The 15,884-nt window shown below is 47.2% G+C and carries 10 protein-coding genes; all 10 read right to left on the bottom strand.

What is annotated here, in order from left to right:
• Positions 1-492: 492 nt before the first annotated feature.
• The 10 genes from H8R94_RS07535 to hydG all read right to left on the bottom strand — a co-directional run bounded on the left by H8R94_RS07535 (position 493) and on the right by hydG (position 15,804).
• Positions 493-1,284, bottom strand: coding sequence for a CvpA family protein (locus H8R94_RS07535; protein WP_118282484.1), 792 nt, complete (start codon positions 1,282-1,284; stop codon positions 493-495).
• Positions 1,285-1,299: 15 nt separating this feature from the next.
• The gene (locus H8R94_RS07530; RefSeq protein ID WP_118534894.1) at positions 1,300-2,520 is read right to left on the bottom strand and encodes a DUF5711 family protein; all 1,221 of its coding nucleotides are present in this window, start codon (positions 2,518-2,520) and stop codon (positions 1,300-1,302) included.
• 17 nt (positions 2,521-2,537) lie between these two features.
• On the bottom strand, positions 2,538-4,436 hold the full coding sequence (gene glgB, locus H8R94_RS07525) for a 1,4-alpha-glucan branching protein GlgB (RefSeq protein WP_118282476.1): 1,899 nt from the start codon (positions 4,434-4,436) through the stop codon (positions 2,538-2,540).
• Between the two features lie 22 nt (positions 4,437-4,458).
• Complete coding sequence (locus tag H8R94_RS07520) at positions 4,459-7,170, bottom strand: P-loop NTPase family protein (RefSeq protein WP_178009796.1); 2,712 nt, start codon at positions 7,168-7,170, stop codon at positions 4,459-4,461.
• A gap of 185 nt (positions 7,171-7,355) precedes the next feature.
• A complete protein-coding gene (locus H8R94_RS07515) occupies positions 7,356-8,717 on the bottom strand; it encodes an AI-2E family transporter (RefSeq protein ID WP_118282469.1) in 1,362 nt (453 codons plus the stop codon).
• 6 nt (positions 8,718-8,723) lie between these two features.
• Complete coding sequence (locus H8R94_RS07510; protein WP_186854277.1) at positions 8,724-11,009, bottom strand: hydratase; 2,286 nt, start codon at positions 11,007-11,009, stop codon at positions 8,724-8,726.
• An 18-nt stretch (positions 11,010-11,027) separates the two neighbouring features.
• Positions 11,028-11,816: a hypothetical protein gene (locus H8R94_RS07505; RefSeq protein WP_186854276.1), complete on the bottom strand. Its 789-nt coding sequence runs from the start codon at positions 11,814-11,816 to the stop codon at positions 11,028-11,030.
• A gap of 142 nt (positions 11,817-11,958) precedes the next feature.
• The gene (locus H8R94_RS07500) at positions 11,959-12,885 is read right to left on the bottom strand and encodes a calcium/sodium antiporter (RefSeq protein ID WP_186854275.1); all 927 of its coding nucleotides are present in this window, start codon (positions 12,883-12,885) and stop codon (positions 11,959-11,961) included.
• Between the two features lie 210 nt (positions 12,886-13,095).
• Positions 13,096-14,328 carry a [FeFe] hydrogenase H-cluster maturation GTPase HydF gene (hydF, locus tag H8R94_RS07495; protein ID WP_186854274.1) on the bottom strand — a complete coding sequence of 411 codons (1,233 nt, stop codon included), beginning with the start codon at positions 14,326-14,328 and terminating at the stop codon, positions 13,096-13,098.
• Positions 14,329-14,385: 57 nt separating this feature from the next.
• Positions 14,386-15,804 carry a [FeFe] hydrogenase H-cluster radical SAM maturase HydG gene (gene hydG, locus H8R94_RS07490; protein WP_186854273.1) on the bottom strand — a complete coding sequence of 473 codons (1,419 nt, stop codon included), beginning with the start codon at positions 15,802-15,804 and terminating at the stop codon, positions 14,386-14,388.
• Positions 15,805-15,884 lie beyond the last annotated feature (80 nt).

Raw genomic sequence — 15,884 nt, 5'->3', positions numbered from 1 at the left:
ATGTTTAAAAGTTTTCCCAGTTTCATGAACGCGCTGGCTTCATTTCTTGAGCCATTCCGTTCCTTACTGTTTTAAGGTTGCTTTTTAAAAAGCTGTTCGTTTGCGATCATTTCTGATCGACTTGAATTATTCTCTTAGAATCTTTCAAGGTTGTTTCACTGTTCAGTTATCAAGGTTGTCCTTTGTCGCATCTGTCAGACACAACTCATTTAGAATATCATATGTATTTCTCTTTGTCAACAACTTTTTAAAAGTTTTTGAGAAATCATATTTTATTCCGTTGTTGCAACCGCCTCACGTGCGGTGCGAAAATTATATTATCAAAGACCACACCCAATGTCAAGGCATTTTTACTACTTTTTTTCTTATTTTTTTGTTTACTATTACAAGAAAATAGATGTTGGGGCAAACCGATCATTTACCACAACATCTATTGCTCTATTTCTTCTATAATAAAAAGGATGTATTTTGTATCCAAGAGCATTTTCCGGATCACATCGTAGAAAGAAATGCCATAACCAGATTATGATCGTACAGATAAGTCAGGAATTTGCTCTGATCGATGCCGGCAAGAAGCCCCTGCCCAAGTGTCGTTGTACTGATGCAGGCAGCCGCATACATGATGATCCAAACGACCAGAAATCCTTCTGCAGCCCCAGCGACCAGACCAAGCAAGCCATTGACCTGCCCGAGCCCCGGTGCCTTTCTGGCACCTTTGACAAAATAACCCACGATCAGCACAATGATCTGTGCTATCACAAAGGCGATAAAGACTGCAATACCCTGCATCATAAAATCCGCGATCTTACCGCAGATCATTTGTCCAAGGGTCTGCGTGCCATCCGATAATTGCAGGATACTGGATGCCCCGCCAAATTGCGCGACTGTAAGATCATTCTGCGTCTGCAGTCCATTTAAAAGATCCTGTAATTGCGGGTTCTGCTCCACATTCGTCTGCATCTGCCGGATCGAATCCGTCACATCCCCCAGCGCATTTCCCGGAATAGCATCCGTCAGGGATTGATACCAGTCCTCAAGCCCTGTGTCCTGTGGCAGGTTTTCCGCCTTATTTGTCACAAATTTTTCTGCCTGCTCATAGACTTTATCATATATATTTGTCTCTGTTTTCAGATATCCCAGAATATAAGGATTGGCTACCGATACAAATATAAAGATAAAGATCCAAGAAACCAGTCCATATACAATGCCAAGTATTCCCTTACGCCAGCCTTGCAGCGTCAGGAAAAAGAGAATAAACAGCATAACGATCAATACTATGTTCATTTTGTCCCCTTTTCACTATTTCAATCGGACCACATCTGTATGTCCATCTTCCACAAAAACATATCTGCGCGATGCATCCTGTGGTATTATTTTATATATGCTTGTGCTAAATTCGTATGCAAACTTTTTGATCCCCTGCAAGGTGTATAGTTCTACCTCTTTATTATTAGAAAGAACAATTTCATGGTTTGCCACAAATTCCGCATTGGTTGATGCTATGTCGATCGTCTTCTGGCAGCGTTTTCTGCCGGTCAGGGTATAGACTGTCATCTGATCGATATACTTTCCCTCGTCATCCGTCGCCTGACAAATGATCCCCCAATACTTGTCATCATAAAAGACACTCTTGATTTGTCCGTCAACAAAGGTCTCCTTGGCAATGCTCGCCTTGGAATTGTTGTTGAACACGATCACTTCGCTGTCACCAAAAGCGATCGCCTTGTCTCCATCCACATAGGCGATCTGCGGGATGATCTGATCCGAAAAACTGTAGGTAGCAACAATATTGTCGATCTCATCCTTGCCTTTGTTGCTAAAATCATAGAAAGAGATCGTCGTCTTTACATTTCCATCTTTGACATCCAGTTGTGAGACCATGAGCCTTTGCGCAGTAGAGGAAAGAGCGATCGCCAGTGGATAACCACTATTTTTCATGTGAAGTTCGCCGGATGCCAGCACTTTTCCCGCGTCATTGCAGACTTGCACATAACCCGCCTCACCGTCCTGCATCAGGATCGCAACCGTGCCCTGGGATGCGATATTGGCATCCACGATCGGCATGGCTGTCTTAATGGTCTGCTTGAAGCCGGTATTGGTAAGGATAGCCGCCTGCGTGCCCTGCACATCATAGATCAGGATATAATTGCCGCACACATCGATCTGGGGATCATCCATTTCATAGGTATAGTTCCAGATCAGGTCGCCGTCATACTCCGTATAAAAAGCGCCATCCCTGCTATATTTCAAAAAGTTGTCCTGAAAATCCACATAGTGTGTCTCCGCAGAATCCACACGCTCATATGTCTCTTTTACATCAAAGTCATCATACTTGCGCAGATTAAAGACAAGCACCCATAAAATGACCGCAACAATACAAAGGAAGAAGACCAAGATCTTCTTCCGATGTCTCGTATATATGTGCTTATGATTTCGCAGGAATTCGGTTCCCGCCGCGCCCAGATCCTTGACGCTATGTTTCTTTCCTTTTGCTGAAACTACTGCATTATCCTCTGCCATATATCCCTTTCCTTATTCTAAAATACAAATACAGCCACTCCATATGCCGGTAAAGGATAGCCAATTGAATATTCCCGTCCATCACATTCCTGTCGCTTCGGTGTATAGGATACCTGTCGTTTGGTATCTGTGCCGCCGTATTTGGCATCCTCGCTATTGAGGATGAGTTTATGTTTGCGTTGGTTTAATACGCCAACGCGGTAATCATCATAGGCTACCGGTGTAAAGTTGCATACAAAGAGCAGGTCATTCTTGCCATTCTTAGACTTGCGGACAAAACTAAAAATGCCGCGATAACTGTCGTTGGCATTGATCCATTCAAAGCCCGCCCATGAAACATCCTGCTCATACATTGCCGGATACTTCTTATATATATGTAAGAGATCCTTTACAAAGGTCGAAAGATGGCTGTGATTTGGATTGTCTAAAAGATACCAGTCCAGTTCTCTCTCCTCGCTCCACTCCTGGATCTGTCCGAAATCCTGACCCATAAAGAGAAGTTTTTTGCCCGGATGCCCCATCATAAAGGTATAGCCTGCCTTGAGGTTCTTGAACTTATCCCCCTCAAGTCCCGGCATCTTGCTCAGCATGGAGCATTTCAGATGAACCACTTCGTCATGGGATAAGACCAGAATATAACGTTCATACTCGTTGTAACTCATAGCGAACGTCATCTTACTGTGATTGTCTTTTCTAAAATACGGATCCAGTTTCATGTAATCCAGGAAATCATGCATCCAGCCCATATTCCATTTATAAGAGAAATTCAGACCGCCATCTTCTACATCACCAGTGACCTTTGGCCATGCAGTCGATTCCTCAGCGACCATGACAACGCCCTTGTTGCGTCCGCGGATCAGGGTATTGATATGACGGAAAAACTCTACCGCCTCAAGATTTTCATTGCCACCAAACTGATTTGGCACCCACTGCCCCGGCTCCTTGCCATAATCCAGATAAAGCATAGATGCGACTGCATCTACACGCAGACCATCGATGTGATACTGCTCGATCCACATAAGGGCACTGCCGATCAAAAAGTTCTTGACCTCATTCTTGCCATAATCAAAGATCTTGGTACCCCACTCCGGATGCTCGCCCTTTCTCGGATCCGCATACTCATACAAGGGCTGACCGTCGAAATCTGCCAGTCCATGCGCATCCTTTGGAAAATGCGCCGGAACCCAGTCTAAGATAACACCGATGCCTCTCTGATGCAGATAATCGATCAGGTACATAAAGTCTTCCGGGCTTCCATAGCGCGACGTCGGCGCATAATAGCCCGTTACCTGATAGCCCCAAGATCCATCATAGGGATACTCTGAGATTCCCATCAACTCGACATGGGTATATCCCATATCGCATACATAGTCCGCCAGGCTCTCAGCCAACTGGCGGTAAGAATAAAAGCCGTCATTCTCTGCAGTCGGATGCTTTTTCCAGGAACCCGGATGTACCTCATAGATAGACATTGGCTGTTCCCAGAAATTCTCCTGTTTGCGGCGTTCCTTCATCCAGTTGTCATCCTGCCATGCATAGGAAAATGGCGCAACAATACGGGATGCCGTACCCGGGCGCACCTCTGCCATGGCTGCATAAGGATCTGCCTTGTAGAGTTTGCCGCCGTCCGGCGTATAGATCAAAAACTTGTATAACTGTCCCGGCTTTGCCTCCGGTACAAAGAGTTCATAAATTCCCATATCCGGCTCGACCAGACGTTCCATCATATGTGATGTCTCATTCCAACCGTTAAACTCGCCGATCACTGCTACCGCTGCTGCATGTGGTGCCCAGACATCAAAATATACCCCCTCGATGCCGTCTTTGGTCTGCACATGTGCGCCCATCTTCTTGTAGATATCATAATGTGTCGCCTGCCCAAACAGGTACATATCTAACTCTGAAAAATTGCCCATAGTAAACCCCTTTTCCTTTATATTACAACTCGAAATCCTGCTCCCGTAAGATCAAGTTGCCATCTTCATCATAACGTTTGGATCCAAAACGGCTGAACATTGCCTTGATACCGCCCTTTTCTGCTTTATCAATGGCGGATTCCACAATATCACGCACCTCGATCAGGGAGGTCGGATGGTCTACGCGTTGGATCAGATTGATACGGTTATACATGGCAAGGATCGCCATTTCATCCACAACATAGCCCTCCTCTAAGGCATAAACCTTACCGAAATTGACCAGTTCGTCTATGGTAAAGATCGGGATGGTGATCTTTTCGGTAAACATGGCTGCAAATGCACTGTTGTGGGAAAGCATCTTGTCAATGCGCTTCTTCTGGTCTTCCATAAGAACCAGAACATCACAATTCTCCTGCGACATCAACTGGCGCATGGTCTCCTGAGTACGCTCACTCAGTCTGCCTGCTCCCTCAATGATCAGACATCCGCCTGACACCTTGGAAAGTACCAGTGCCACATCTTTTTTATTTAACTGTTCTGCATCAATCTTGCCGACATTGCCTGTCAGTTTGTCTGTCTCAATCTGCAATACCTTGATCAGATTGGATGCCAACATGGTCTTTCCACTGCCGACACCTCCCTGGATGATGATATTGCCACTTGCAGAATTCTTTTTATTTTCCAGACGGTAACGCACACCTGTCAATGCCTGGCAGATTGTATTTTCCATGCCGTCGATCGGCATAAAGTAAGAGAAGATCTCCTTTTCCTCCTCGGACAGGGTCAACTCCGGCATCTCCTCACTGATGGCACGTTCTAAGACATTCTCATCCAGTAGTTCTGCCATCTCTTCCGGGTCCAATACCACATCCGCGATCTCAGGGAGTGGCTCCTCTGCCACCTCCTGCTCCCGGCTTGGCATTGCCTCTTCTGCCACTGCCTCCTGTGGGCCGACTTCCGACTCTGCCGTTTCTGCCTCTGCTACAAACTCCTGTAAATCTTCCGGCAATGTAATCTCCGGCAGATCATCTTCCTCTACATCTGGGGCAATCTCCTCTGCCACCTCGGATGCAAGCGTTTCTTCCTCTAAGTGTCTGACCTCTTCCTGTCCCTCGTTTGCCATGATCCTGTCAATTTCCTGCTGTAACATGTCATTGACATCGGCAACGATCTTGCTTGCCTCTTTATAATCCACGTCTGTCACTTCCTCCAAATCTGCTTCTTCCGGCAGGGACGCTTCCTGCGCAGGATCTGCTTTTTCATCCTGGTCTTCTAGAACCGGTGGATGCCATTCTTCGCTGGCGTCTGGTTCTACAGACTTGACGATAGAAGGAGCCTCCGGGCTCTCTTCCCCTTTAATGATATGCGCACTTGCAGGATCTACGACCGGAATTTCCAGACCAACGCCCATGACGCCATCCGCTTCCACCTTTGGGATCTGGAATACCGCCGGTGCCAGATCCTCAGTCCGATCTTTGACCGGCTCGGATGAAGCCTCATCCTGCTTTGCCATATATTCTTCTTTTAAAAGATCTGTCGGCCTTGCGCCGGCATCTAATTTCGGGATCGCTTCTTCCAGACGATCCATGATCTGGGATGCCTCTTTGAGTGCGATATTCTTGGCGGACTCCAACTTTTGCTGCTCTGCCTCCTGTAATGCCGCCTCAGCTGCACGTCTGGTCTTTTCCCATTCCTCCATGACATCTTCAATGGTCATCTGACCGTCTACCTGCTGCTCGACCTCTTTGGATTCCGGCACGAGCAGACTAATCTGACCGTCGTATTCCTCGGCGAGATACTCATTGAAAGTATCTTTTAAGGACTCATCCAGTTCCTGTTTTGCCTGCTTTTGTTCCTCTGCAATAGCATCACTCTGTTCGTTGACCTGAAGATAGGGGATCTCCTCAACCAGAGTCTTGATATTTTCCATATTCTCGGAAACAGCCTCTGCCTCCGTTGCACGCATGATCTCGTCGATATTCTTTTTGATCTCCGCCTGCAAATTGACCGTGTTGAAGCGCTCCGCCGGTAACTCTACCTGCGGGATCGCCATAGTCTCATGCACGATCTCACCGGAGTGCAGGATCTCATTGGCGCGGATCTCCGTCACACCGTCGCGGCGCTGCTGGAAATGGCGGTACTTGTCCTCCTGCATCTTGTCGAGCGGCTGGTATATCATCTTCATCTCAAGGGCACGCTCCACATAAGGACCGTCACCAAACCAGAGGATGATCTCATCACACAGATCGATACACTTGTCTACCTGCATGGTCTTGTGATAGAGATAGGCAAGTTCATATGCCCACTCCTCCAAGAAATCATGCTCCTTTAACTCTTCCAAAATACCGATTAGTGTCGTATAATCGGCACCTTTTGCCTTGTTGATCTGGTATTTGATGATATATTTGAGACTGTCATGCGGCGCGATCTCCACGAATTCATCATAGAATTCCTTCGCCTCATCCAGATCGCCCAACTTCACACACAGAATCGCCAGATGATAAATGATCATCCTGCCGATCGGAGAGCGGTCGTGCGCCATATAAAGGAGTTCCCGCGCCTCTTCCAGACGGCCTGCCTCCTCGCACACCTCACTTGCCTTGACCAGCGCGTTGACGTTGTGCACCTTGCGCCAGTTTGTGCTCTCTACAATATCCAGAGCCTCATCTGTACGCCCTTCTTTTATCAGTTGTTTGATCTCATCGTATTTTGTCTTAAACTCGTTCTTATCCAACGTTCTTACCTCGAAAAAGTATCCTGATACGCTCTTATCTCAAGCTATAAATATACAGTTTCAGTGTATCATAGGGCACATGACATGTCAAAAATATTTGTCTGACAAATCTGTGAAAAACCTGCCATTTTTTAGCAATATAAAGGACAGTTTCCTTTGCTTTTGAAACTGTCCTCCTCATAGTTTTATTCTTTTGTATCCTCTTTCTCAGAAGATTGTTTTTTCTTCTTTTTGAAGAACACATTGACTTTTACATGTGATTCTTCTTCATATTCCTTGGTATGCTCTACAAGAGTATGATCTGCCTCGTTGACTCTTTCCATATTGATATAGTCGGCTGTCTCCTCGGGCAGATCCCGTTTTCTCAGCATGTGCTTGGAGAAGCGTCCCACCAGATAGTAGATGAGCGCCATGGTCGGTACGCCAAAGAGCATACCTGCAAATCCAAACAATCCGCCGCCAACAACGATGGCAACGACAACCCAGAAAGAAGAAAGTCCGGTAGAGTCGCCCAGAATCTTTGGTCCGATGATATTACCATCGATCTGCTGCAATACGATGATAAAGATAAGGAAATATATTCCCTGCATCGGCTCCGTTAAAAAGATAATGATAACGGTCGGCAAAGCCCCAATATATGGTCCAAATACCGGTATGATATTGGTCACGCCGATGATGATGGATACCAGAAGTGGATACGGCATCTTAAAGATCAGCATACATACATAACAGATCACACCGATAATAGCGGAATCAATGATCTTCCCTATGATAAATCCATAGAAAATGTCTCTGGTCTTTCTGCCGATTTCCAGGATGACATTGGCTTGATCTGCACGGAAAATACCGTATATCAGTTTCTTGGCCTGTCCTTTAAATGTTTCCTTGCTACAAAGCACATAGACGGACACGATGATGCCGATAATGCAGTTGACCAGCAAACGCCCTACACCGAGCGCTCCTGTCACCGCCACGGATATCACATCCTTGGTGCTCACATCTATGTAATTTTCCAGCCACTTGACGCCCTTATCGATCGCCTTGTCAAGATTACTGCCCTTAGCGCTCATGATATTCTTTTCATAGCGCCCGCCGGTAATCTGGTTTGCCCAATCCAAGACACCATCGATCTGTTCGTTGATGTGTGTGACCAGATAATGGATGGTCTGGTATAACTGCGGTATGATCGCAACAAAGAACAATACAATAATACCAACCACAATGACCAGTGCGATCAAAGATGTGAGCATACGCGTGGTCTTTTTGGCATTTTCTTCCGTCTTGCAGTGTTTTGCAAAGAAGGGGTACATGTGCCTCTCGAAAAATTCCATGATGGGATTCATCAGAAAGGCAAGTCCAAATCCTATGATGATGGACTGCAGGACGCTCATAAACTTGCTCCAGCCTTCGCCCAGTCCCTGATAACGCTCTACACCAAAATAAAACAGGATCACACAACACGCCGTGAAGATGACCACCACAGAGATGGTCATCATGCGCTTTACATTCCCTCTGCCATTACTCCCCGGTTGTTTTTGTATATCCATAAGTCATTAACCTCTGTAATAGTTGATCAGGCATCCCTTTAAGATGATATCTCTCTCATCATCTGTCAGAGCACCAAGCTGCAGTGTGAACGGCTGCATCTGTCCATCCTTTACCACATATGCCTGAATTTCTTTTGTCTTATCGATGATCGCCTGACGGATCGCCGGAACAAAGAGATAATCTCCGTTCTTAAATGGAAGATCACCTGCCGGGATCAAAAATGGGAGCATGCCCCAGTTGATCAGGTTGGAACGATATCTCTTGGTCGCATATTCGTTGGCAATATTTGCCCAGCCACCCAATACCTTCTGGCAGGAAGCCGCCTGCTCTCTTGCAGAACCATCGCCCGGTTTTACGGCAAAAATGGTAGATCCTACACCAAAGTTGTCATGGTTTACATCCGGGAAGGTCTTTTTCACGGTGTGCACGATCTCACGCAGTTCCGGTACTGCCTGTCCGGCACATTCTCCGGCTTCCAGTGCCTTCTGTGCTTTCTGGATCTCCTTGGCACGGCCTACATATTCCGGATCCTTACGGGAAAGTGTAAATTCTGCCAATCCAAGAGGATTAGAGCGGTAAGAAGATGTCTCTCCTGACGGAATCAGTTCATCTGTCGTTGTTACCGGATCGTGGATCTCAGATACGACCTTGAGGAAAAGATTTTCCGGTAATGGGCTCATTGCCGGCCAATCCTTGATATTCGGTCCAAACTTGATCTCCTCATTCGGATCTGCAACGCCCTTGCTGTCAAAGACGCGGTTGGCATAAATATTTTTATCGAAATAGTATTTTGGCTTGGTGTAGTTGACATCCATATCGGTTGCCGCTGTCAGATAACCCTTATTTGCCGCAGTTGCAGCGATGGAACGGGCATCCATAAGTGCTACGGATGAGATCTGTCCATTCTGTAACTTGGATCCTTCTCTGTTCGGGAAGTTTCTTGTAGAGTGGCGGATGGAGAAGCCGTTGTTGCTTGGGGTGTCTCCGGCACCGAAACATGGTCCACAGAATGCTGTCTTGACGATCGCACCTGTCTCCATCAGATCTGCAACACAGCCATTTTTCACAAGCTCCATATAGATCGGTGTGGACGCCGGATAAACGCTGAGTGTAAACTCATCCGGTCCGATGGATGCACCGCGCAGGATGTCTGCTGCATCCGTGATATTCTCAAAACCACCGCCGGCACAACCTGCAATGATACCCTGATCTACATATAATCTGCCGTTTCTGACCTTATCCTTTAAGGTGAAGTCTACCTGTCCGTCCAAGCTGACCTTGGCTCTCTTTTCGCAATCATCCAGAATATCCATGAGATTTGCATTGAGTTCTTCGATCGTATAGGTGTTGCTCGGGTGGAACGGCATAGCGATCATTGGCTTGATCTGGCTAAGATCGATCTCGATCATACCGTCATAGTATGCAACCTGACCCGGATTTAACTCTGCAAAGTCCTCGGTTCTGCCGTGGATCTCATAGAACTCACGCACCTTGTCGTCTGTTCTCCAGATAGAAGAAAGACAGGTCGTCTCTGTTGTCATAACATCCACGCCGATACGATAATCTACGCTGAGGTTGGCAACACCCGGTCCGACAAACTCCATGACCTTATTCTTGACATAACCCTTGTCAAAGACCTCACCAATAATGGCAAGCGCGATATCCTGTGGTCCCACGCCCTTCATAGGACTACCGGTCAGATAGACACCGACAACGCCCGGCATGGCAATATCATAAGTCTTGTTCAGAAGTTGTTTTACCAATTCCGGTCCACCCTCGCCCATAGCCATGGTTCCAAGAGCACCGTATCTCGTGTGGGAATCGGATCCCAAGATCATCTTACCGCCACCTGCAAGCATTTCTCTTGCAAACTGATGGATAACAGCCTGATGAGGAGGTACATAAATGCCGCCGTACTTTTTGGCACATGTCAGTCCAAACATGTGGTCATCCTCGTTGATGGTGCCGCCTACGGCGCAAAGGCTATTGTGGCAGTTGGTCAGCACATAAGGGATCGGGAATTTCTCAAGCCCGGATGCTCTTGCTGTCTGGATGATACCAACGTAAGTGATGTCATGGGAAGTCAGTTTGTCAAACTTGATCTGCAAATTCTGCATATTGCCGGATGTATTATGGCTCTCTAAGATACCATATGCCATCGTCTGCTTGGCTGCTTCTTCCTTTGTGACTTCTTGTCCCGTCTTTTGTCTGATCTCATCCTGTGCCTGTGGGCCATTAGCGACCAACTCTGTTCCACGGAGCAGATATACTCCCTGTTCATATAACTTCATGTGTTTCCTCCTCAATTTTTATTTTCTGCCGAAGAGAGAGAAAATACCTTTTCCCTCCTCCGGCTTTTTCTCTTCTTCCTGGTCGGATTCCTTCCATGCAAAATATTCTTTGTCCAGATCCTCGGAAAGTGCGGCTGCCTCTTTCTCGGTCAACTCGCCCTGGGTCGGAACCCCCGTAGTCCCTTCCTCATCCTCCAACGGGATGCCATTTTGTATGAAATAATCCTTGTTGATGCGGATCTCCGGCTGCACATTGGCATAGGACGGGGTATCCTTTGGCGCGAAATCGCCTTTTTCTCCCTTTTCCCGCTCTAAGCGCAAACGGTGATTTTCCTCCTCGATCAGATGTAAATACTTTTGCGTGTCGATCAGATCTCCCAACTGCGACTTGAGTTCTGATTGGTTGGACTTGATGGTCTGCTTTTCGCTTGCCATCTTATCCTTGGCGTCTTCGTAGATCTTGGCGATCGCATCTCCCGCATCCTCAATGATCTGCTGAATGTCGTTTAAGGCATTGTCCGTATACATGATCGATGCCGCATAGATATCCTCCGCCTTGCGGGAAGCTGCAAAAATAATGTCGTCTCCCTGCTTTTGCATCTCACGGTTTGCCTTATCCTTTTTGGTCTGGGACAATTCATGTTCGTCGATCATGTCATACATGCAGGCATTTAATTCCTTGAGCAGATCCATCATCTCGTTCTTGTTCACGATCACGTCGCGTTTACTGCCGTTGTATGGCTCTGCCTTGGAAAAAAGTACATGAATATCCCGCAGCACTTTCTCAGTGCGATCTGCTGCACTCATATTTCACACCTCATCCGTTCGTCTTTTGGCATTTTACATATAAATATGAAAATACTCTTTAAAATATAGCATACAAGCCAGAGTCTGACAACGCTTGACGGTCAGGGAAATCTTAAATTTTGTTAATAAAAGGACATCATTTCTAAAGAAGATATAAAAAATACAAAATGTAAGCAAGCAGCATGACGATGCCGGCTTTCTTTCGCAATTCTTTTGTCCGTGCCACACATACAAATAGCAAAATGCCGACCGCCGCGGCGATCAGGGTATCCACAACAAAGCCGGAAGCAAAGGTAACCGGCGTGATCAGGGCTGTGGTACCTACGATAAAGAGGATGTTAAAAATGTTGCTCCCAACGATATTTCCAATGGCGATATCCGCATTATGTTTTCGTGCCGCGGACACACTCGTCACCAGTTCCGGCAGGCTGGTGCCAAACGCCACAATGGTCAGCCCGATAAAACGCTGACTGATGCCAAGCGCCTTTGCAAGATTACTCGCTCCCTCGACCGCGAAATTACTTCCTGCCGCAATCATGACGACACCCGCCAAGATCAGACCTATGATCTTTGCCGTGGAAAGTTGCTCCGCTTCCCTTTCTTCTTCCTTGCCCTTTTTTGCCATCATGTAGAGATAGCGCAGATAGAGGAGGAATAAGACCCAGAGGATAATGCCTTCCAGCCGCGTTACCTGACCTCCGGTATAGCCCAGCCACAAGAGAACAAAGGTAACGACGATCATAAAGGGGATCTCATAGCGGACAGTGGAATCCGCCACCTTAAGCGTTGCAATCAGCGCCGTCACGCCGAGGATGATGAGGATGTTTAAAATATTGCTTCCCACGATATTGCCAATCGTGATCTCCGCATTTCCCCGTAGTGCCGCCGAAATGCTGACAGCCGCTTCCGGCAGGCTGGTTCCCATGGCAACGATCGTAAGACCAATGACCAGTTGCGGTATGCCCAATTTTCTTGCCAGCCCGGAGGCTCCGTCCACGAACCAGTCCGCCCCCTTGACCAAAAGGAAAAATCCCAGCGCTAAAAAGACAATCTGTAGTACAAAGTTCATATCGTTCTCCCTTCCTGCAACTTGGGGATAAAAAAAGCGAGTCCCTTTGTTGCATCAAAAAAATAATACAACAAAAGTCTCGCTACTTAACTACATACCGGATTGCTCGCAATCGTACTGACGATATATAGACACAGGTCTGCTGTGTCAGCTACTCCCTTTTATCTAAGCAGATCGTAGCAAAAAAACAAGCCGTCTGTCAAGTCCTATTTATCTCTTTTTATCGGCAAAAGTCTCCGTCACGCGCGGCAGGATACCGTGAATGTAGGCGATCATGACTCCGTAGTTGGTGATCGCAACCTTCTGGCTGTCCCCATAGGAGATACGATAGCGCATTTCCTGTAAAGGCAGGGTACAGCCGCCACAATGCACGACCAGTGCATAAGGCGAAAGATCCTTGGGAAATTCTGTTCCACTGGTAAAAGCAAAATGCAGGTCTTTACCAGTGTATTCCCTGATCCAGCGCGGCATCTTGACCGTACCAATATCATCGCACTGTCTGTGGTGGGTACAGCCCTCGGAAATCAGAACGGTATCGCCATCTTTCAGATCCTCAATCGCCTGCGCACCGGCGATCTGCACTGTCAGATCTCCTTTGTAACGCGCCATCAGTATAGAAAATGAGGTCAAAGGAATGTCTTTCGGCACAATCTTTTCCACTGTCCCAAATGCCTGACTGTCGGTCACAACAAGGCGGGGCTTTTTGCCAAGGGCTGCCAGCGCCTGCGACAACTCGGTATCCCTGACCACCACCGGAATGGCACCTGCCTCCAGACTGTCGCGAATGACCTGCTGCTGCGGCAGGATCAAGCGCCCTTTTGGCGCAGCGGAATCAATCGGCACGACTAAAACGACCAGATCTCCTTCCTCTAAGAGATCACGGATCAAAGGTCTTTCTGCCTCTTTGGGCTGTAATTTTGCCAATCGCTCCTTTAATTCCCCGATCCCCTGTGCCGGATCTGTACTGACCGGACAGACTTTAGCAGGATCGACCGCCAGTGCCTGTGAGATCTCTCCTGCCTTTTCATCGATCTGCGCCGGATCTGCCAGAAGGTCTGTCTTATTTAAGACAATCAGATAAGGCAGACCACGTTTTTTTGCCTCTGCCAAAAGATCTTGTTCCAGATCTCCTACCATAGTATCTGCTGCGATCACAAGCAGAAGAACATCGGTCTGGCGGAGCATCTGCAGACCTTTTTCCATGCGCTTTTGCCCCAGTCCGCCTTCGTCATCCAGTCCCGGCGTATCGATCAGAACGACCGGTCCGAGAGGCAAGAGTTCCATTGCTTTTTTGACCGGATCTGTCGTCGTACCCTTGACTTCCGATACGATAGCGAGATCCTGTCCCGTGATCGCGTTGATCAGGCTGGATTTTCCCGCATTGCGCCTGCCAAAAATGCCAATGTGCAGGCGCTCTCCGCTTGGTGTCTCATTCATACTCATAGATTTTCCCTTCTCTTCCCAAACGTTTTCTGCTGTCATATCAGACTTTCGTCACATTTAGAAACGGAAGTCGCGGTTGCCCTCGTGGATCTTTTCGATATACTCGGTCGCCTTTTCCTTTACCTTTGGATTGGTGATGACTTCCAGTTCTTTTTTGATCAGAGCCTCTCCCACTTCCTTAGTCTCCGGGCTTGCGTAATCTTCCAGATATTCTTTCAGGGTCATAAGTGCATTTGGATGGCAGCAGTTGACAATCTGCTTGCTCTTTAAAAGAGACATGAAACGGTCACCGGTTCTGCCTTCACGATAACATGCCGTACAGAAACTTGGCACATATCCCATATCCATCAGCCACTTGACAACTTCATCCAAGGTACGATTGTCACTGACATCAAACTGTGCTGAGTTGTCCTCCTCTGCTTCCGGCTCAACATAGCCACCGACACTGGTTCTGGAGCCGCCACTGATCTGGGAAATACCAAGTTCCAGTACGCGCTCTCTGCTCTCCTTGGTCTCTCTGGTAGATACGATCATGCCGGTGTATGGCACAGCGATACGGATGCAGGCAACGATCTTTGCAAAGGTCTCGTCCGAAATACCATTGTCGAAAACATCCGGGTCAATATCATCTGCACGACGCACACGCGGTACGCTGATGGTATGCGGTCCACAGCCCTTGGCTGCCTCTAAGTGCTCTGCGTGCATAATGATTCCGGTAAAGTCGTAACGGTAATTGTTGAGTCCAAAGAGAACACCAAGCCCTACATCATCAATACCGCCATCCATTGCACGATCCATTGCCTCGGTGTGGTAAGCATAATTACTCTTTGGTCCGGTCGGATGCAGTTTTTCGTAAGATTCCTTATTGTAGGTCTCCTGGAAAAGGATATAAGTACCAATACCAGCTTCCTTTAACATACGGTATTCTTCGACAGTTGTTGCCGCGATATTGACGTTGACGCGGCGAATATCTCCATTTTTATGGTGAATACTGTAGATTGTCTTGATACTTTCCAAAATATACTCGATCGGATTGTTCTTTGGATCTTCGCCTGCTTCGAGTGCCAGACGCTTATGTCCCATATCCTGTAGAGCAATAACCTCAGCGCGGATCTCCTCCTGCGTCAGTTTTTTTCTGTGAATATGCTTGTTCTTTGCGTGATATGGGCAATACTCGCAGCCGTTGATACAATAATTGGACAGATAAAGCGGAGCAAACATAACGATACGGTTGCCGTAGAACTCCTGCTTGATCTCTTTTGCCAACTGATAGATCTCCTCATTCTTGTCTTCCAGTTCGCAGTCTAAAAGCACGATGGCTTCCTTGTGGCTGATCCCTTTCATCTTTCTTGCCTTGTTCAGGATCTGGTCGATCAGTTCCCGATTGTTCTTGTTCTTCTCAGCGTAATCGAGACACTCGCGGATCTCCTGATCGCTGATGAACTCCTCTGCCTTTGATGACATTACATCATACATTCTTTTTTCCTCCCTTTTTCTATGTGTCTTATGTTATAGTCCGTCTCATTTATCCCTTGTAAAATCGACGGTTGTTTGTA

Source organism: Roseburia lenta (assembly GCF_014287435.1).
Taxonomy (GTDB): Bacteria; Bacillota; Clostridia; order Lachnospirales; family Lachnospiraceae; genus Pararoseburia; species Pararoseburia lenta.
The sequence above is the reverse complement of the archived record's forward strand: the minus strand, read 5'-3'. Positions and strand labels throughout refer to the sequence as shown.